General features: G+C 52.2%; 12 protein-coding genes. 8 read left to right on the top strand and 4 right to left on the bottom strand.

Features of this window, described 5'->3' with window-relative positions:
• Positions 1-31 precede the first annotated feature (31 nt).
• A complete protein-coding gene (locus tag N512_RS0103420; protein WP_028779411.1) occupies positions 32-1,063 on the top strand; it encodes a response regulator in 1,032 nt (343 codons plus the stop codon).
• A gap of 58 nt (positions 1,064-1,121) precedes the next feature.
• Here the strand turns inward: N512_RS0103420 and ygfZ are convergent, their stop codons facing one another.
• Both ygfZ and serA read right to left on the bottom strand, forming a co-directional pair.
• Positions 1,122-2,087 carry a tRNA-modifying protein YgfZ gene (ygfZ, locus tag N512_RS0103415; RefSeq protein ID WP_028779410.1) on the bottom strand — a complete coding sequence of 322 codons (966 nt, stop codon included), beginning with the start codon at positions 2,085-2,087 and terminating at the stop codon, positions 1,122-1,124.
• Between the two features lie 109 nt (positions 2,088-2,196).
• Positions 2,197-3,426 (bottom strand): phosphoglycerate dehydrogenase, encoded by a 1,230-nt coding sequence (serA, locus tag N512_RS0103410; protein ID WP_028779409.1) that lies wholly within the window; start codon positions 3,424-3,426, stop codon positions 2,197-2,199.
• Positions 3,427-3,584: 158 nt separating this feature from the next.
• Here serA and N512_RS0103405 point away from each other — a divergent pair, with 158 nt between their 5' ends.
• The gene (locus N512_RS0103405) at positions 3,585-4,190 is read left to right on the top strand and encodes a DUF2238 domain-containing protein (RefSeq protein ID WP_028779408.1); all 606 of its coding nucleotides are present in this window, start codon (positions 3,585-3,587) and stop codon (positions 4,188-4,190) included.
• A gap of 211 nt (positions 4,191-4,401) precedes the next feature.
• Positions 4,402-5,067 carry a helix-turn-helix transcriptional regulator gene (locus N512_RS0103400; protein ID WP_025008979.1) on the top strand — a complete coding sequence of 222 codons (666 nt, stop codon included), beginning with the start codon at positions 4,402-4,404 and terminating at the stop codon, positions 5,065-5,067.
• 1,973 nt (positions 5,068-7,040) lie between these two features.
• Here N512_RS0103400 and N512_RS0103395 read toward each other — a convergent pair.
• Positions 7,041-8,477, bottom strand: coding sequence for a curlin (locus tag N512_RS0103395; protein WP_028779407.1), 1,437 nt, complete (start codon positions 8,475-8,477; stop codon positions 7,041-7,043).
• An 18-nt stretch (positions 8,478-8,495) separates the two neighbouring features.
• Positions 8,496-8,924 carry a curlin gene (locus N512_RS0103390; RefSeq protein ID WP_025008981.1) on the bottom strand — a complete coding sequence of 143 codons (429 nt, stop codon included), beginning with the start codon at positions 8,922-8,924 and terminating at the stop codon, positions 8,496-8,498.
• 411 nt (positions 8,925-9,335) lie between these two features.
• Here N512_RS0103390 and N512_RS0103385 point away from each other — a divergent pair, with 411 nt between their 5' ends.
• The 5 genes from N512_RS0103385 to N512_RS22130 all read left to right on the top strand — a co-directional run bounded on the left by N512_RS0103385 (position 9,336) and on the right by N512_RS22130 (position 16,212).
• Positions 9,336-11,837, top strand: a complete 2,502-nt coding sequence (locus tag N512_RS0103385; RefSeq protein ID WP_028779405.1) for a S8 family serine peptidase — start codon at positions 9,336-9,338, stop codon at positions 11,835-11,837.
• Positions 11,838-12,257: 420 nt separating this feature from the next.
• The gene (gene exeM, locus N512_RS0103380) at positions 12,258-14,849 is read left to right on the top strand and encodes an extracellular exonuclease ExeM (protein WP_028779404.1); all 2,592 of its coding nucleotides are present in this window, start codon (positions 12,258-12,260) and stop codon (positions 14,847-14,849) included.
• A gap of 118 nt (positions 14,850-14,967) precedes the next feature.
• Positions 14,968-15,405, top strand: coding sequence for a PaaI family thioesterase (locus N512_RS0103375; protein WP_028779403.1), 438 nt, complete (start codon positions 14,968-14,970; stop codon positions 15,403-15,405).
• A gap of 38 nt (positions 15,406-15,443) precedes the next feature.
• Entirely contained in the window at positions 15,444-15,914 is a 471-nt protein-coding gene (locus tag N512_RS0103370; protein ID WP_028779402.1) for a cupin domain-containing protein, read from the top strand.
• Between the two features lie 10 nt (positions 15,915-15,924).
• A complete protein-coding gene (locus tag N512_RS22130; protein WP_044735110.1) occupies positions 15,925-16,212 on the top strand; it encodes a YgjV family protein in 288 nt (95 codons plus the stop codon).
• Positions 16,213-16,242 lie beyond the last annotated feature (30 nt).

Raw genomic sequence — 16,242 nt, 5'->3', positions numbered from 1 at the left:
ATGTGGGGCCCATAACAAGAGGGAGATTGAGATGGAAAAAGCCACTGTACTGGTGGTGGACGATACACCGGAGAACATAGATATTCTGGTGGGGATCCTCGGCGATGACTATAAGCTCAAGGTGGCGATAGATGGCCCAAGAGCGCTGGCGTTGGCGCAGAAGAGCCCTCCGGATCTGATCCTCCTGGATGTGATGATGCCGGGCATGAATGGCTATGAAGTTTGTAAGCGTCTCAAGCAGGAACCCATGACCAGCCATATCCCGGTGATCTTTGTCACCGCTCTCTCTGAGGTGGCCGATGAGACCCAGGGCTTTGATTTGGGGGCTGTCGACTACATCACCAAGCCTGTCAGTGCCCCGATAGTCAGAGCCAGGGTACGTAACCACTTGGCCCTCTATGATCAGAAGCGTTTGCTGGAACAACAGGTGCGCGAACGTACCCGCGAGCTGGAACAGACCCGCTTCGAGATCATCCGTCGCCTGGGCCGCGCCGCCGAATACAAGGATAACGAGACCGGCTTACACGTTATTCGCATGAGCCACTATGCCAGGCTCCTGGCGCAACAGGCCAAACTGCCGGACAACTTCTGTGAGCTGCTTTACAATGCGGCGCCCATGCATGATATCGGCAAGATAGGTACTCCGGATGCTGTGCTGAAAAAACCGGGGAAACTGGACGCCGAAGAGTGGCGAATCATGCAGCAACACGCCGAAATCGGTGCCGAGATTATCGGTGAGCACCCGGATCCTCTGTTGCAGATGTCCCGGCGCATTGCGCTGACTCACCACGAGAAGTGGGATGGCTCAGGTTATCCCAATGGCTTGAAAGGCAATGATATTCCCATTGAGGGGCGAATCGTCGCCATTGCCGATGTCTTCGATGCCCTGACCTCGATTCGACCTTACAAGAAGGCCTGGAGCATAGAAGATACCATGGCGTTACTGGAGTCTGAGTCGGGGAAACACTTTGACCCTGAACTGGTGGAACTGTTCAAACAGATACTGCCCCAGGTGATAGAGGTGCGTGATACTCACATGGAAACTGAGTCCGGCACCGAATAGCGACAAACTGCGGATAAAAATAAAGGCGCCGACGGCGCCTTTATTGGGTCATTCATTGTTACTCCTGCTCTTCCAGAGAGTAGGGCAGAGGCAGTACCGTCAGTTCGCTGTTTTCATCATCAGCGATGCGGAATTTGGCGCCGACTTCTGTGTCATTGGCCAGCACTGCGGTCAGCAGCAACTCGCCATTTCGTTGTACGGCTTCAATAATGCTGCCGCCCTTACGAAAACCTTCATCCAGCGCCATCTCCAGCGTGGTTTCCGGGGTGACATCGACAGTGGCTTTACCCTTGAGAATATAGAGGGCTCGCTTGTTGCCGCCGCGATACTTCATTCTGGCCACGGTTTCCTGGCCCATGTAGCAACCTTTGGTGAAGCTGATGCCGTTGATGGCCTGCAGGTTGCACATTTGCGGTACAAATTGGCCCATGTGTGATGCCGGCAGGTTAGGGTAGGCGGCAAGGATTTCCAGCTCTTGCCAGGCACTGGCATCGACTGGAGACTGCTGCTGGCACAAGGCATCGGCCCGGGCCCTGGGCAGAACCAGAATAAAGCGCTCGCCGTCCTGCAGTACCACGCCGTCATCGACAGCACTCACTTGCTGCTCTGGACTGAAGCCCGGGAACTGCTCTGCCAGCCAAGTGGCAGCCTTGGCGCCGGCTACACCCACGAGACTGTAATCGTCGCTGACATCGACCAGTTCGGCCTTACTGAACACAGCGTACTTCTTCAGTTGCGGCAAGTCGGCAGCCAGGGTATCCCTTGGCATCATCAATATCAGGGCATCACCCAGGGCAAAGGTTCTGAAACTTGAAAGCATTTTGCCTTTGGGATCGCAGTGAGCGCCCCAACGCCACTGTTCGGCCGTGAGAGAGCTGATATCCGTGGTGACCTGACCATGGATAAAGCTGCGGCCCTGTTCGCCGGTAACGGCAAGCAGACCCAAGTGAGATAGGCGGGAAATAAGCAGATCCGGAATGCCGGCATCCAGTGGCCAATCGGGCTGAGAAACGCAAATGCTCATAACAAGATCCTGAGATTGAAGGCATTAAGAGATCTGCGATTGTAGCGGATTTGACAGAAATAAACAGGGCGCCGATAGCAATATGGCACCCTGTGAAAGCCTCAAAAAATCAGAACAGCAGTCTGGTACGGATAGTACCTTCGATAGACTTGAGTTCTGTCAGTGCTTCTTCAGCCTGGGTGGTATCTACCTCCATCACCACATAACCTATGGTAGCCGTGGTTTGCAGATACTGGGCTGAAATGTTGATGCCTTTCTCCGAGAACGCCTGGTTAATCTTGATCAGAATACCGGGGCGGTTATGGTGAATATGCAGCAGGCGGGAGGCATCTTTATGCTGCGGCAGCGATACTTCCGGGAAGTTGACTGCCGACAGGGTAGAGCCGTTGTCTGAGTATTTGGCCAGCTTGCCGGCAACCTCAATACCTATGTTTTCCTGGGCTTCTTCTGTGCTGCCGCCTATGTGTGGGGTCAGTAACACATTGTCCAGGCCGCGCAGCGGGCTTTGGAATTCGTCAGTATTGGACTTGGGCTCAACCGGGAACACGTCGATGGCGGCACCAGCCAACTGTTGCTCCTTGAGTGCTACCGCCAGGGCGTCGATATCCACCACAGTGCCGCGGGAAGCATTGATCAGTATGCTGCCTTTGCGCATCATCGCCAGTTCGGCCTGGGCAATCATCTCTTTGGTTTGTGGGGTTTCAGGCACATGCAGGCTGACCACATCGGCTTGAGACAGTAACTGCTCCATGGAGTGTACCTGCTGGGCGTTACCCAGCGGCAGCTTATCTTCGATATCGAAGAAGATCACTTTCATCCCCAAGGTTTCGGCGAGGATCCCCAGCTGGGTACCGATATGGCCATAACCTATGACCCCCAGGGTCTTGCCACGGGCTTCGAAGCTGCCATTGGCGCTCTTGAGCCAGCCACCACGATGGGCCAGGGCGTTGCGCTGCGGAATACCGCGCAGCAGCATGATGATTTCACCGAGTACCAGTTCGGCCACGCTGCGGGTATTGGAGAAGGGCGCATTGAACACAGGAATACCCAGTTGCTCGGCAGCCTTGAGATCGACCTGGTTGGTGCCGATACAGAAACATCCTATGGCAACCAGCTTTTCCGCCTGTTGTAATACTTCTTGGGTCAGTTGGGTACGGGAGCGGATTCCGACGAAATGGGCATCTTTGATCGACTGCTGCAGCTCTGAGCCGGAGAGTGATGCCTTGTGATACTCGATATTGGTATAGCCAGCCCTTTCCAGCACATCGACGGCTGATTGGTGGACGCCTTCCAACAACAGGATTTTAATTTTATCCTTGTCCAGCGAGTGTTTCGCCATGATATAGGTACCCTCTTGATTATTAACTAATGTACGTATGCTATGATGCTTTTGCCCATGCCCAATCAAAGTAGCACTTTTTTCAGGTGAAGTGGAGGGCTAGATGGCTAAAGTATTTTTTCCTAATTGAGAACAATCACTGGCATAAGGAAAGTGGCTTGAAAAACACAATTATCTGGCTGGTCGTTTATTTTGTGGTACTTATCTGGTCGGCGATAGCGCCTAAAGATGATTTCACTTGGTGGCTGGAAGCGCTGCCTGGGATGCTGGCACTGCCGATACTGTTTTTTACCCGCAAACGTTTTCCGCTGACCCCGCTGCTTTATGGCCTGATTTTGGTGCATTGCCTGATACTGTTTGTCGGCGCTCACTACACCTATGCCGAGGTGCCGCTGTTCGATACTTTAGCGCAGTGGATGGGCTCTGAGCGTAACAACTACGATAAACTGGGTCATTTGGCCCAAGGGTTTATCCCGGCAATGATTGCCAGAGAGATACTGCTGCGTAACCAAGCTGTGAAACCTGGTGCCTGGTGTGCTTTTCTGGTCAGTTGTTTTGCCTTGGCCTTGTCGGCTTTCTATGAACTGATTGAATGGTGGGTTGCCGCGGCTACAGGCACAGGTGCCGAGGCATTTCTCGGCACCCAGGGCTATGTCTGGGATACCCAGTCGGATATGCTGATGGCTCTTATCGGTGCCATCGCCGCCTTGCTGTTTTTATCCTCATTTCATGACCGCCAGTTGCAGCGTCTTGGCACCGATTGACAGGTCGGGACAGAGAGAGCCATATACAGTCTTTACAATATTTCATCTGGCAATGCGACTAAAGATTGTTAGAATCATACTTTATGGTGATGAAAACCGGACACTATCTGGTCAGAATCATCTGATACTTTTTGTGTAAGCTCACGGAAAGTGATTAAGGAAGCTATCCCTTTAGGGATATGAGCGAGACTTTTCAGGGAGAAGAGTAAATATGAGTAGTATCAATGAGTTGGTTTTTATAAACCAGATAGCCGCCCCTTGTCATTTGGCCATACTGGCCGAGTCCATTGGTCTTAAGACCCGTATAGTACGCCACCCGGAACAGTTGGATCCGCAGAAGAGCGATAGTACTTTCTATCTAATTTCTCAGAAGGGGTCGGCGCTGGACAATAAGGGCATTCCTCTGCTGGCCAGCCGTCTGGTCTCTCATGTTCCTGTCGCCCTCTATCAAGTTGCCAGAGGTTCACTGGATCAGGAGTCGGCTATGTTGCTGGGGATCCGCGGGGTACTTTATTCAGATCAGCGCATCGATCTTATGCTTACTGGCCTGCGCAAGATGGTGGCCGATGAGCTCTGGTACGACAGAACCCTTATCAGCAAGATGTTCCGTAAGCTGGTCAAGACCTTGGACACTGGCAATGAGATGTCGGCCGATACGGTTTCCATGCTGCAGATGTTGACCCGGCGTGAACGTACCATTATTCAACTGGTTTCCAGTGGTGCCAGGAATAAAGAGATAGCCCAACGTCTGTGTATCAGTGAGCATACGGTCAAGGCGCATATTTCATCGATTTTCCGCAAGACTCAATCTCGTAATCGAGTCGAATTGTTGCGTTGGGCCCAGACCTATCAGAGTCACTTCGATCTCATCAGTTGATTTGTCGCTAGATCCAGCCTGAACTTGGCCCCGAATGGGGCTTGTTTATGCTTTGATGGCTTTTATGTAAGCCAAGTCAGTGGAAAATTCCTGTCAGAGTGCGGCAATCGCCGCAGCTTTGAGCTTTTTTGCGCGTCGGGAATGGCTTTCAGCCAAAGCCATGATAGCCGTTGTGCCAGCGGCGTAAAGTCGTGGAGCTTAAGTATTCCAATCTGTCCATAGCTTGCGCTCATGAGCACACTCGTCACCGGCGAGTGTTCGCCTTCAGCTACGTTATTTGCGCCAACGGCTGTCGGCGACACCGAGGAGGGATTGGAGCAATTCTGTGAGAGCTAACTTGTTTGAAGCTACCTATATGCCTGCAGACATACTCCTCATTTTCAGGCACAGGCGGAACTGTGACCGTCGAAAACAAGGATGTTTTCGTCGAGGCTACAGGGACGTATTAACGCCGTGTCACAGGATCGCCTGTGCAAGAGCCCACCGCAGGTGATGGGCTGCAACTTAGCTGGCAGCTAAAACCAGGTTTATTAGTGATATTTGGTTCAAAGCCATGATAGCCGCTGTGCCAGCGACCTAAAGTCGTGGTGTAAATGCCTCCATGCACAAGGGCCAGCTCGCCTTCCTTGGCTCGCGCTCATTTCGCAACATTCGCCTTGCTCGACCTTCGAGCCTCGACATCCCTGTCTCGGTTACGCCATTTTGCAACAACGCCAGCGGCGGCTCCGAAGGGGGAATTGGTGCAATCATAGCTTTGCTAGAAATTGCTTATATACCTACAGACATACGCCTATTTTCCAGACACAGGCGGAACTGTGACCGTCGAAAACAAGGATGTTTTCGTCGAGGCTACAGGGACGTATTAACGCCGAGTCACAGGATCGCCTGTGCAAGAGCCCACCGCAGGTGATGGGCTGCAACTTAGCTGGCAGCTAAAACCAGGTTTATTAGTGATATTTGGTTCAAAGTCATGATAGCAGCTGTGCCAGCGGCCTAAAGTCGTGGTGTTCCACACCACACTGGACGAGGGGCTTTGCTTGTCCAAAGCCCCTTGCATCCCCAAGGATACCCCGACGTAGCCGAAATCCCCGCTGGCTTATGAAGCAAATTGGCTACTCAGGACTCGCCAAATGCATCCATGCATAAGGGCCAGCTCGCCTTCCTTGGCTCGCGCTCATGAACTTGTCGCTTCGCAACATTCGCCCTGCTCGACCTTCGAGCCTCGACCTCCCTGTCTCGGCTACGCCAATTTACAACAACGCCAGCGGCGGCTCCGAAGGGGGAATTGGTGTAATTCTGTTAGCACTGAGTAGCTTGAAACATCTGAAGTGTCTGCAGACATACACCTCATTTTCAGGCACAGGCGGAACTGTGACCGTCGAAAACAGGGCCGAATTTTGTTCCTGACAAATTCGGCATTTCCTACGTCCATGTAGGTCAGATGTTTTCGTCGAGGCTACAGGGACGTATTCACGACGTGTCACAGGATCGCCTGTGCGAGAGGCGCACCGCAGGTGATGGGTTACGTCTGTGGTCAAAAACCCGGCAAGTATTGGTGAGGGATTTAAGGCTTAAAGCAATGCTAGCCGCCGTGCCAGCGGCGTAAAGTCGTGGTGTAAATGCCTCCATGCACAACGGCCAGTTCGCCATCCAAGGCTCGTGCTCGAAAGCATGTTGCTGCGCAACTCTCGCCGAGTCACAGGATCGCCTGTGCGAGAGGCGCACCGCAGGTGATGGGCTGCAACTTAGCTGGCAGCTAAAACCAGGTTTATTAGTGAGATTTGGTTCAAAGCCATAATAGCCGTTGTGCCAGCGGCGAATACTCGCCTTGTTATTCGATGTTTATGGTATGGGGTTCCCAAGAAACCGCTGGAACCATGAGTTTTCAAGCCACAATGACTCACGCTCAGTTGGCAATTGGGCAAACAAAAAGGGAGCCAAGAGGCTCCCTTTCGCATAAAGCACCAGAGTGATTAGTTCTGGATAACAGTGGCAACGTTGTAGTCACCGCTTTGGGTTACGCTGATAGCGTTGCTGGTACCGGCCTGAGAACCGACAACCAGGTTTTCGTTACCGCTTTGGGTGATCATCAGGCTGTTACCTGTACCAACTACGGCGAAGGCGCCGCCGTCAACACCGCTCACCCAGTTGTTGTCGCCGCTTTGAACGATTTGAGCCAGGTTGTCATCACCCAGGATCAGCAGGTCTACCAGGTTGAGGTCACCGCTTTGAGTGGTTTCGATATCGGCATTGTCATAGCCAACAACAGTGACCAGAGCTTCGTTGGCGCTGCCATCTTGCTCCATATCAACTTCGTTGTTCTCACCTTCCAGCTCGGCATAGGCAAAGTTTTCAGTGCCTTCCTGATGGATTTCGATCTGGTTGTCTTCACCTGTGGCGAATGCAACCAGCTCGTTGTAATCGCCCTGTGAAGTCAGGTCCATGCTGTTGTCAGTGCCATAGGCGGCGGCAGTAGCGAAGTTGGTGCTGCCATCCTGCTCCAGGTCGATGTTGTTGTCGTCACCCCAGATTTGGAATTCAACGCCGTTAGTGTCGCCTTCCTGCTGGATATCGACTACGTTGTCGCTACCTTGAATATCGGCAACCAGCAGATCGCCTACCGCGTTGCCATCACCTTTCTGGTAGATTTCAACGTCGTTGTCATCACCTGTGGTGAATTCGAGTACTGCGGTGTTGGCAGTGCCGGTTTGCATCATTTCGATGTTGTTTTCAGAGCCGGACAGGGCGTAAACAAAACCAGTGTTCAGATCGCCTGCCTGATCGATTTCGATGCTGTTGTTATCACCGGCAACGCCACGCACGCCACCTATGTTGCTGTTGCCTTCCTGCAGTACGGTCACAGAGTTACCGTTGCCTACGTTGGGGCTGAAATCAACGGCTATCATGCCGGCTTCGTTGTTGTTCCCGTTTTGGCTGATATAGCCGGAGTTGTCGTTGCCGTTGACACGGAATACCGCGAAGTTGGTGTCACCGTTTTGGTTTACTTCGGCGCTGTTGTTGTCACCGATCAGCTCAACATTGGCTTCGTTGAAGAAACCGGATTGAGCGACAGTTGCAGTGTTGACGTTACCGTCTACATCGACGCTGGCCACGTGCCAGTCTTCATTCTGAGTCACTATAACTTTGTTTTCGTCGCCCTTGGAATCAACATAGGCTTCGTGCCAAACACCGTCTTGAACCACGGTGGCTTCCTGGGCAGAACCTTCCTGATTGATGACTGCCAGGTTCAGAATGCCGGTTTGCTCGGCATAGACTTCCTGACCTACAGTGCTGCGGCTCTGCTGGTTAACTGAGATTTCGTTGACACTGCCGGCGAAGGCTTGGGCACTCATACCCAGACCCGTTGTGATAGCCAGTGCAATCAGTGACTTTTTAGCTTGAGATTTCATTAAACGCTCCCTGTGTTTTTAATACTGCGTGATGCTGATAGTGGCAGCATCGGCAATTTGTTGTATCGAAAAATTGGCGCTGCCAAGCTGGTTGAGTTGCACCAGATTGTCATTGCCTATTTGAGTGATGTTTGCCTTATTGGCGTCACCCACCTGCATCATTTCAACCTGGTTATTGACCCCGAGTTGTACTACTTGTGCCTGATTTCCAAACCCGGCCTGGGTGAGGATGGCGCTGTTGTCAATTCCGGCTTGAACTATGATGGCTTGGTTGAAACTGCCTTGTTGCATCAGGTCGACCAAGTTGTCGCGTCCCTGAGTTTCCAGCAGTGTCTGGAGGGTGACTGGCAACTCCTGTAGTGCATTTACCTGGCGCTCTGTCGCTGCTGTACCAAGACTGGTCAACAAAACGGCTGAACCAAACAGGATTTTTGCGAGTACCGACACCTAAGACTCCTTTTCGTACATATCCTTGATTGAACCAGAGTGGAACAAATCAGCAACAAAAGTTACGCGTATGGGACGGGTGCCGCAATCGGAGTTAAAGGCTATTTAGGCTTTAGTCGATATTGTCTGGGTTTTAAGGTTTGATTCTATTTAGTATATTGAAAAATAAGTTTTTATTTTTATTTTTCAGATGTTTTTAAGATTCAAAATACCTAACCCGTCTAGTATCAAAGTCGTATTTTTCAGTTTGCTACTTTCTCTCTTGTTTTCATTGCGGTAACAATCTATTTGCAATAAATAAACGCCGGATTTCACTCGCTGGCCATTGTTTGCCTGTCGTTTCAAGGAAGTGCCGCAGATGCAAGCCGTTCCGGATACCAAGGGATTATAAGGACTATAGGAAGCCCGAATATGTTGAAAAAATTCTCGCCATTGGCGGTGGCTGTCGCTGGTGTTATGGCGCTTGGCGCCGCTCCTGCAATGGCTAAAAACGAGATCCGTTACGCCAAGGACTCTATCCTGGTGGTTTACAAGGATAATGCCACCAAAGAGGAGCGCATCGCGGCTCAGCGCCTGGTACGTGGCACTCTGCGTGATGCCAATGCCGATGGTATAGATGACAAATTTGCCCGCTTGCTCGATGGCCGTCTGGCCAAGCTGAATCTGCGTCAAGGCGCCGATATTGAGCAGGCGATCAAGATGATCTCCAGCCACCCTGCGGTTAAATATGCTGAACCCAACTACATTCTGCGGGCCATAGGCATGCCGGATGATCCCCGTTTCCCTGAGCTCTGGGGCATGCATAACACTGGGCAAACCGGTGGTGTGGCTGACGCCGATATTGATGCTCCCGAAGCCTGGGATGTCACTACAGGCAGCTCGGATGTGATCATTGGGGTTATCGACACCGGGGTTGACTATAACCATCCGGACTTGCAGGCCAATATGTGGGTTAACCCGGGTGAAATTCCCGGTAACGGCATAGATGATGATGGCAACGGCGTGATTGATGATGTTCACGGTTTCAGCTCGGCCAACAACAATGGCGATCCCATGGACGGCAACGGCCATGGTACCCATGTATCCGGCACCATTGGCGCCAAGGGCAACAATGGTCTGGGTGTGGTCGGGGTTAACTGGGATGTGAAGATCATTGGTTGTCAGTTCCTGACCCCTGCCGGTACAGGTTCTACCGCAGATGCCATCGCCTGCATCGACTATATGACTGATCTCAAGGTGAATCATGGCGTTGATATCAAAGCAACGAACAACTCCTGGGGCGGCGGTGGTTTCAGCCAGGCGCTGAAGGACTCCATCGAAGCCGCCGGTGAAGCCGGTATTCTGTTCCTGGCTGCGGCCGGTAATGACACCAGTGACAATGATGTCAGCCCTCATTATCCGTCCAACTATGAATCGGACATAGTGATGTCTATCGCCAGTACCGATAGCTCGGATGGTATCTCCTGGTTCTCCAACTGGGGTGCTACCAGCGTAGACATGGCGGCGCCTGGCAGTGCCATTCTGTCAACGGTTCCAGGTGGTGGTTACGAGAGTTATTCGGGTACTTCCATGGCTACGCCTATGGTGACCGGGGTGGCGGCTCTGGTGTGGTCCATCAACCCGGATCTGACACCGCTTGAGATGAAAGAACTGTTGATGAATTCGGGTGATGCCAATGCGGCCATGACTGGCAAGAGTGTTGCCGGTACCCGTCTGAACGCGGCCAACGCGCTCGATCAAGCCAACCCAAGCCCAAGTTATCGCTTCAGCGTGACTCCGGCTGCCCGCACTATCGAAGCCGGTGAAAGCACCAGCTATGACTTCAGTGTCGGTAGTGTGGCCGGTTGGGATGGTAGTGTTGAGCTGAGTGTCAGTGTGGAGCCTGCTCTGGAAGGGGTATCTTTGTCTGCCACCAGCGTTGGTGCCGGTGACAGCTTTACCCTGAACGTAGCCAGCACAGCCGAGACTCAGTGGGGCGATTACGCCATCACGGTATCGGGTAATGACGGCAGTATTGAAAAGAGCAGTGTGGTGAGCCTGGAAATCATCCCTCAAGGGCTGAATGACTTCCCATACAGCAATGATACCCCAGTGGCTATTGCCGATAACACCACAGTGACCAGCACCATTGAGATCGCCGATCCGCTGCAGATCTTTGGTGTCAATACCAACGTCAACATCAGCCACACCTGGATTGGTGATTTGACTGTGACCCTGACTTCGCCATCCGGCACCGAAGTGGTGCTGCATAATCGCGAAGGAAGCAGCAATGACGATATCGTCAAGAGCTGGGATCTGGGCGACTTCAACGGTGAAATTGCCCAAGGTACCTGGACTCTCAGCGTGACTGACCATGCCGGTGGTGACACAGGCACCCTGAACAACTGGGGGATGGTGATCACGGCGCTGGGTGAAGCCGGTCCTTCAGCACCTAATGCCGGCTTTGACTATCAAGCCGAAGGTTTGAGCGTCAGTTTCAGCAATAGCAGCTCTGATATCAATGATGATATCGCCAGCTACCACTGGGATTTCGGTGACGGCTCTGTCTCCAGCGAGGCAAACCCTCAACATGTGTATGCTGAGGCCGGTACCTACACAGTGACCCTGACAGCGACCGATGCCACCGAGCTCAGCGACAGTGTCAGCATGGAAGTGCAGGTATTTGCCCACAGCATCTCTGCCGATATCAGCCGCGCCCTCAAGTCCCGTCGTGGCAGCGCCATGGTTGATGTTAACTGGAATGGTGCCCTGGGTGATGAAGTGGCGATTTTCCGCGACGGCGAACAGGTTGCGACCACCGCCAACGATGGCCAGTTCCGTGACCGCTTCAATACCGAAGCCAATAGCGTGACTTATCAGGTTTGTGAACTGGGAGCCGAGCTTTGCTCTGATCCCGTTGTTGCTCAATTCTGATAACCCAAATAGATGAAAGCGGCCATCCGGCCGCTTTTTTTATGGTCATATCGCGCAAAAATTAATTTTTGATGACGGGGAGAGATAATTAGTTTCGAGGTTTACTGATTATTTGATGTAAAAATATTTGTCTATTTTATCGACCATATCATACGGCTTATTATATTTTATAGAAGACAGGATTTATTTGTTGTCTAACTATTTTTTTATTAAATAACAGCTTGGGTTGAAACAGGGTTTTCTGCTTTGTTCTCAGTTGAGAACATGGTGGTTAATTAATGATTTATATAGAATTTGCGTTCGGTATAACTGTTGCCTAAATGTGATTAAACCACTTCAATTGACCGTTCTTCTCTGGGACAATCCCGCGGCACGTTAATAGAAATTAACGGCATTATTACAATTAAAGGGGTTGATAATATGGATAATGTTAACAAGCTGACAGCCATTGCGATTGCCGTGGCTGCCACCATTCCAGTGATGGCCAATGCCGATGTTTTAATCAGCGAATACGTTGAGGGCAGCGCCAATAATAAAGCCATAGAGCTATATAACTCTGGTGATAGTCAAGTCGATTTAAACGGCTATAAATTGGTGCGGTATAAAGATGGCGCTACTGATGCCTCCGATATGCTGGTATTGGATGGCCAAAGCATGGCGGCCAAGGGGATTAAAGTGATTCTGCATCCCAATGCTGAAATAAGCTTGCCTGCTGGAGTCGACAGCCTCAAGGGCAATCTCTATTTCAATGGCGGTGATGCGGTAGCCCTGATGAAAGATGGCGTCGTCGTCGATATTGTCGGCGCCGTGCCTACCCCAGCCGACTGGGGCCTGAATATCACTTTGGCCCGCAGCAAGTCGGCGCTCACTGCCTCGACGCAATTCAATGCCGCCGATTGGCAACCTATGGGCACTGATAACTTCAAAGGACTCGGCAGCCTGGATGAGGCTGCAGCCCCTGAAGTTACGGCATTCAGCTGTGATGGCGCCACGCTGACACCCATCTATGAAGTGCAGGGGAGCGGAGATCGCAGTCCGTTGGTCCCTGAGGGTAAGTTCGAATCCGACAGCGAATACACCCTCAAGGGTGTGGTCAGTGCCCGTGGCGACAGCCTGTTCAAAGGCTTTTATCTGCAAGATCCCAAGGGAGACAACTCGCCTTTCACCTCCGACGGCATCTTTGTATTCCTGGGTGAAGCAGCGCCGGAAACAGTGCAGCCCGGTGTCGAGGTTTGCGTACAGGGTAAGGTCAAGGAGTACTATGGCCTGACTCAGTTGGATATCAAGGCTGACAAAAAATTTGCCGTGGGTGAGTTTACCCAACTGCCGGTGGCTGCGCCTTTTTATGTGGCAGATGGTGAAACCCTGCAGCAAGCGCTGGAGCGCTTTGAAGGCATGAAGGTAGTACTGGATGCCGGCAGTGATCTCAAGGTCAGCCGTAACTTCAGCTTTGACTACGATGCCCGTCGCAACAATCTTATGTTGTCTCACAAGGCGCCGCTGCTGAAGCCGACCCAGGTACACCTGCCGCTGTCGCCAGAGGCGATGGCACTGGAGCAAGCCAACCGTGCCAACCAATTGTTTGTTGAGTCAGACTTCAAGGCCAAAGACGGCGAGCTGCCCTGGATGCCGGACTTCAACCCAGAGACAGGTTATCTGCGGGTTGGCGACCAGTTAACCGGCCTTGAGGGGGTTATAGGATACAGCTATAACCAGTATCGTCTGGTGGCAACCAACAGTATTACTCCTGGGGATATATTACGCGGCGACGACCGAAGCCAAGCACCGGCTATTGCCGAGAAGGGGGATATCCGGGTCGCCAGCTTCAATGTGCTTAATTTCTTCAACGATGCCGTTGGTGGTGACGCCAATCCAACAGGTGATAACCGCGGCGCCCTCAGCGAAGAAGAGATGCTGTTGCAACGCACTAAAATAGTCAATGCCATTACCGCCATGAACGCTGACATAGTGGGTTTGATGGAGATTGCCAACAACGGCTTTGGCGAGAAAAGCGCCATCCGCAATCTGGTCGATGCGCTCAATGAGCAGCAAGCCGATGAGGATATCTATGCCTTTGTAGAGATAGCCGATGCCGACAAAAAAGATGGCAAGTATCTCGGCGGCGATGCCATTACCGTGGGCATGCTTTATCGCCCCACCAGGGTGACTCCGGCAGCCGAGGCTTTTGTGATTGCGACTCCAGAGCAACATGCCGCTGAAGCGGTTGCCAGCCGGGAAGTCGATGGTAAACAGGAAGCCAGCCCTGCCTTTGATAAGTATCAGCGCTACAGTCTGGGACAGAAGTTCAACATAGCAGATCAGAGCCTGACTCTGGTGGTGAATCATCTCAAGTCCAAGGGCTCGGGTTGTCTTGAGGATTGGCTGAACTTTGATGAGAACCGGGATCCTCAGGATCTGCAGGGTAAATGCAACGCCTTCAGGGTGTCAGCTGCCAAAGTTCTGGGAGAAGCCTTGCAAAAGATCGACGGCGATCTCCTGGTGATCGGCGATCTCAATGCCTATGGTCTGGAAGATCCTGTGCGGGTGCTGACCGACTATGATGCCGCCCAATCGGAGCGGGTTCTGCGTACCGCCTCCTGGACCACTCTGAACGGTAAGGTCTATGAGCATCAGGGAACTGAAATCAGCAAGGGGTATGGACTTATCAACCTCAACACCTTGGCCCATGGTGTCGATACTTTCTCCTACAGCTATAACGGTGAGTTGGGAAATCTCGACCATGCACTGGCCAACGCCAGTCTGGCGGAGCGTTTGGTTGCCATTGAAGACTGGCATATCAACTCGGTCGAATCCAACATGTTCGAGTATGGCAAGAAGTACACAGGTGAATTGCCCAAGTCTGACAATGCCTTCTCGGCTTCGGATCATGACCCTGTGATAGTGGCACTCAGTTATCCTGCCAAGGTTGAGCCTTCCAAGCATGATGGTGGTGCCTTGGGGTATCTGTCACTGCTGTTTCTCGCAGCATTGGGGCTGCGCCGCCGCGGCTAAAGCTCTCAAGTCTTGATTGACACCCACCCGGTCAGAGGATTGCGCTGGCCGGGTTTACTTGGATACAGGCGGCCAAGTACACTGATTTTCCTATTGGAGTACTAAGGATAACAATAAGATGAGTATTTGGTTTCGACCCATCACCCTGGAAGATTGTGCCAAACTGGATGCCGGTATGGGGGGCAAAGGCACTTTGATGCAGACCCTGGGGATCCGCATCACTGAGATAGGTGATGACTATATGGTAGCCAGCATGCCGGCGTCTCCGGCTATCCACAACCCACTTGGGATAGTACATGGTGGTGCCAATGTGGCGCTGGCAGAGACTGTGGCCAGTTATGCCGCCAATTTTGTGGTGGACTTTGAAAACTACTATTGTGTAGGTCAGGAGATCAACGCCAATCACCTGCGGGCAGCCCGCAATGGTGAACTCAAGGCAACAGCCAGAGCCGTACATTTGGGCAAACGCAGCTCTGTCTGGGAAGTGCTTATTCATAACAGCGCCGGTGAGCTGACCTGTATTTCCCGTATGACCGCGGCCGTGGTCAAGCGCTGACAGCTTCACTCAAGGGCGCTCTGACTCAGGGGACAGAGATGAATGCCAGGGAGTTTCTGCTGAAAGCCAGTGAGATAGACGCCATGAAAGGGGAGGAGCGGACGCATTTCCTCAACCCCAATGCGGTGCGACTTAGAAAATCTCTCGGTGATGTCATCGGCCTTGCTCATCTTGGAGTGCATCTGATTGAGCTGGCGCCCGGGCGTGACAGCACCGAATACCACCTTCATTATTTTGAAGAAGAGTGTATTTATGTGCTCGAAGGTGAAGGCGAGGTGTGTATCGATCAACAAGTCTTCGCCATCGGGGGCGGGGACTTTATCGCTTTCCCGGCCGGCAGTGTGGCTCATGGCATGAACAACACTTCCGAGAGGCCGCTCAAATATTTAGTCATGGGACAACGCCTCAGCCATGATGTGGCCGACTATCCTTATAAGGGTAAACGCCTTTATCGTAATCAGGGGTGTTGGGATCTGGTGGATCTCGACACCATTAGCCATCCCAAATAGGGGAGCTTGAATGGATACAATCAATATATGGGAGTGGGTCGGTTATCTGGCATCGGTAGTGGTGGCCATCTCTCTGATGATGTCCAATATCAAACGACTGCGCTGGTGGAACCTGCTTGGAGCGGCGCTGTTTGTTGCCTATGGGATCGCCATTGCTGCATATCCTGTGGCTTTGGTGAACTTCTTCATAGTGCTTATCGATGCCTATTACCTGGTTAAACTCTATCGTAGCCCAGAGCCTGATTTACAGGCCGCCCCTCAGGCAAGCCCGGAAAAATCAGAGGATCAGCAAGGCTGACAACCCTGTGTCAGGGGAGCCCCAGACGTC

It is taken from the genome of Shewanella sp. 38A_GOM-205m (genome assembly GCF_000518445.1).
GTDB classification, from domain to species: Bacteria; Pseudomonadota; Gammaproteobacteria; order Enterobacterales; family Shewanellaceae; genus Shewanella; species Shewanella algae.
This window is presented reverse-complemented; position numbering and strand designations above follow the sequence as displayed.

Bases quoted from the DNA above. Each gene is read 5' to 3' on its own strand.
- N512_RS0103385 (WP_028779405.1), top strand. From the start codon at position 9,336: ATGTTGAAAAAATTCTCGCCATTGGCGGTGGCTGTCGCTGGTGTTATG.
- N512_RS22130 (WP_044735110.1), top strand. From the start codon at position 15,925: ATGGATACAATCAATATATGGGAGTGGGTCGGTTATCTGGCATCGGTA.
- ygfZ (WP_028779410.1), bottom strand. From the start codon at position 2,087: ATGAGCATTTGCGTTTCTCAGCCCGATTGGCCACTGGATGCCGGCATT.
- N512_RS0103370 (WP_028779402.1), top strand. From the start codon at position 15,444: ATGAATGCCAGGGAGTTTCTGCTGAAAGCCAGTGAGATAGACGCCATG.
- serA (WP_028779409.1), bottom strand. From the start codon at position 3,426: ATGGCGAAACACTCGCTGGACAAGGATAAAATTAAAATCCTGTTGTTG.
- N512_RS0103375 (WP_028779403.1), top strand. From the start codon at position 14,968: ATGAGTATTTGGTTTCGACCCATCACCCTGGAAGATTGTGCCAAACTG.
- N512_RS0103420 (WP_028779411.1), top strand. From the start codon at position 32: ATGGAAAAAGCCACTGTACTGGTGGTGGACGATACACCGGAGAACATA.
- N512_RS0103400 (WP_025008979.1), top strand. From the start codon at position 4,402: ATGAGTAGTATCAATGAGTTGGTTTTTATAAACCAGATAGCCGCCCCT.
- exeM (WP_028779404.1), top strand. From the start codon at position 12,258: ATGGATAATGTTAACAAGCTGACAGCCATTGCGATTGCCGTGGCTGCC.
- N512_RS0103395 (WP_028779407.1), bottom strand. From the start codon at position 8,477: ATGAAATCTCAAGCTAAAAAGTCACTGATTGCACTGGCTATCACAACG.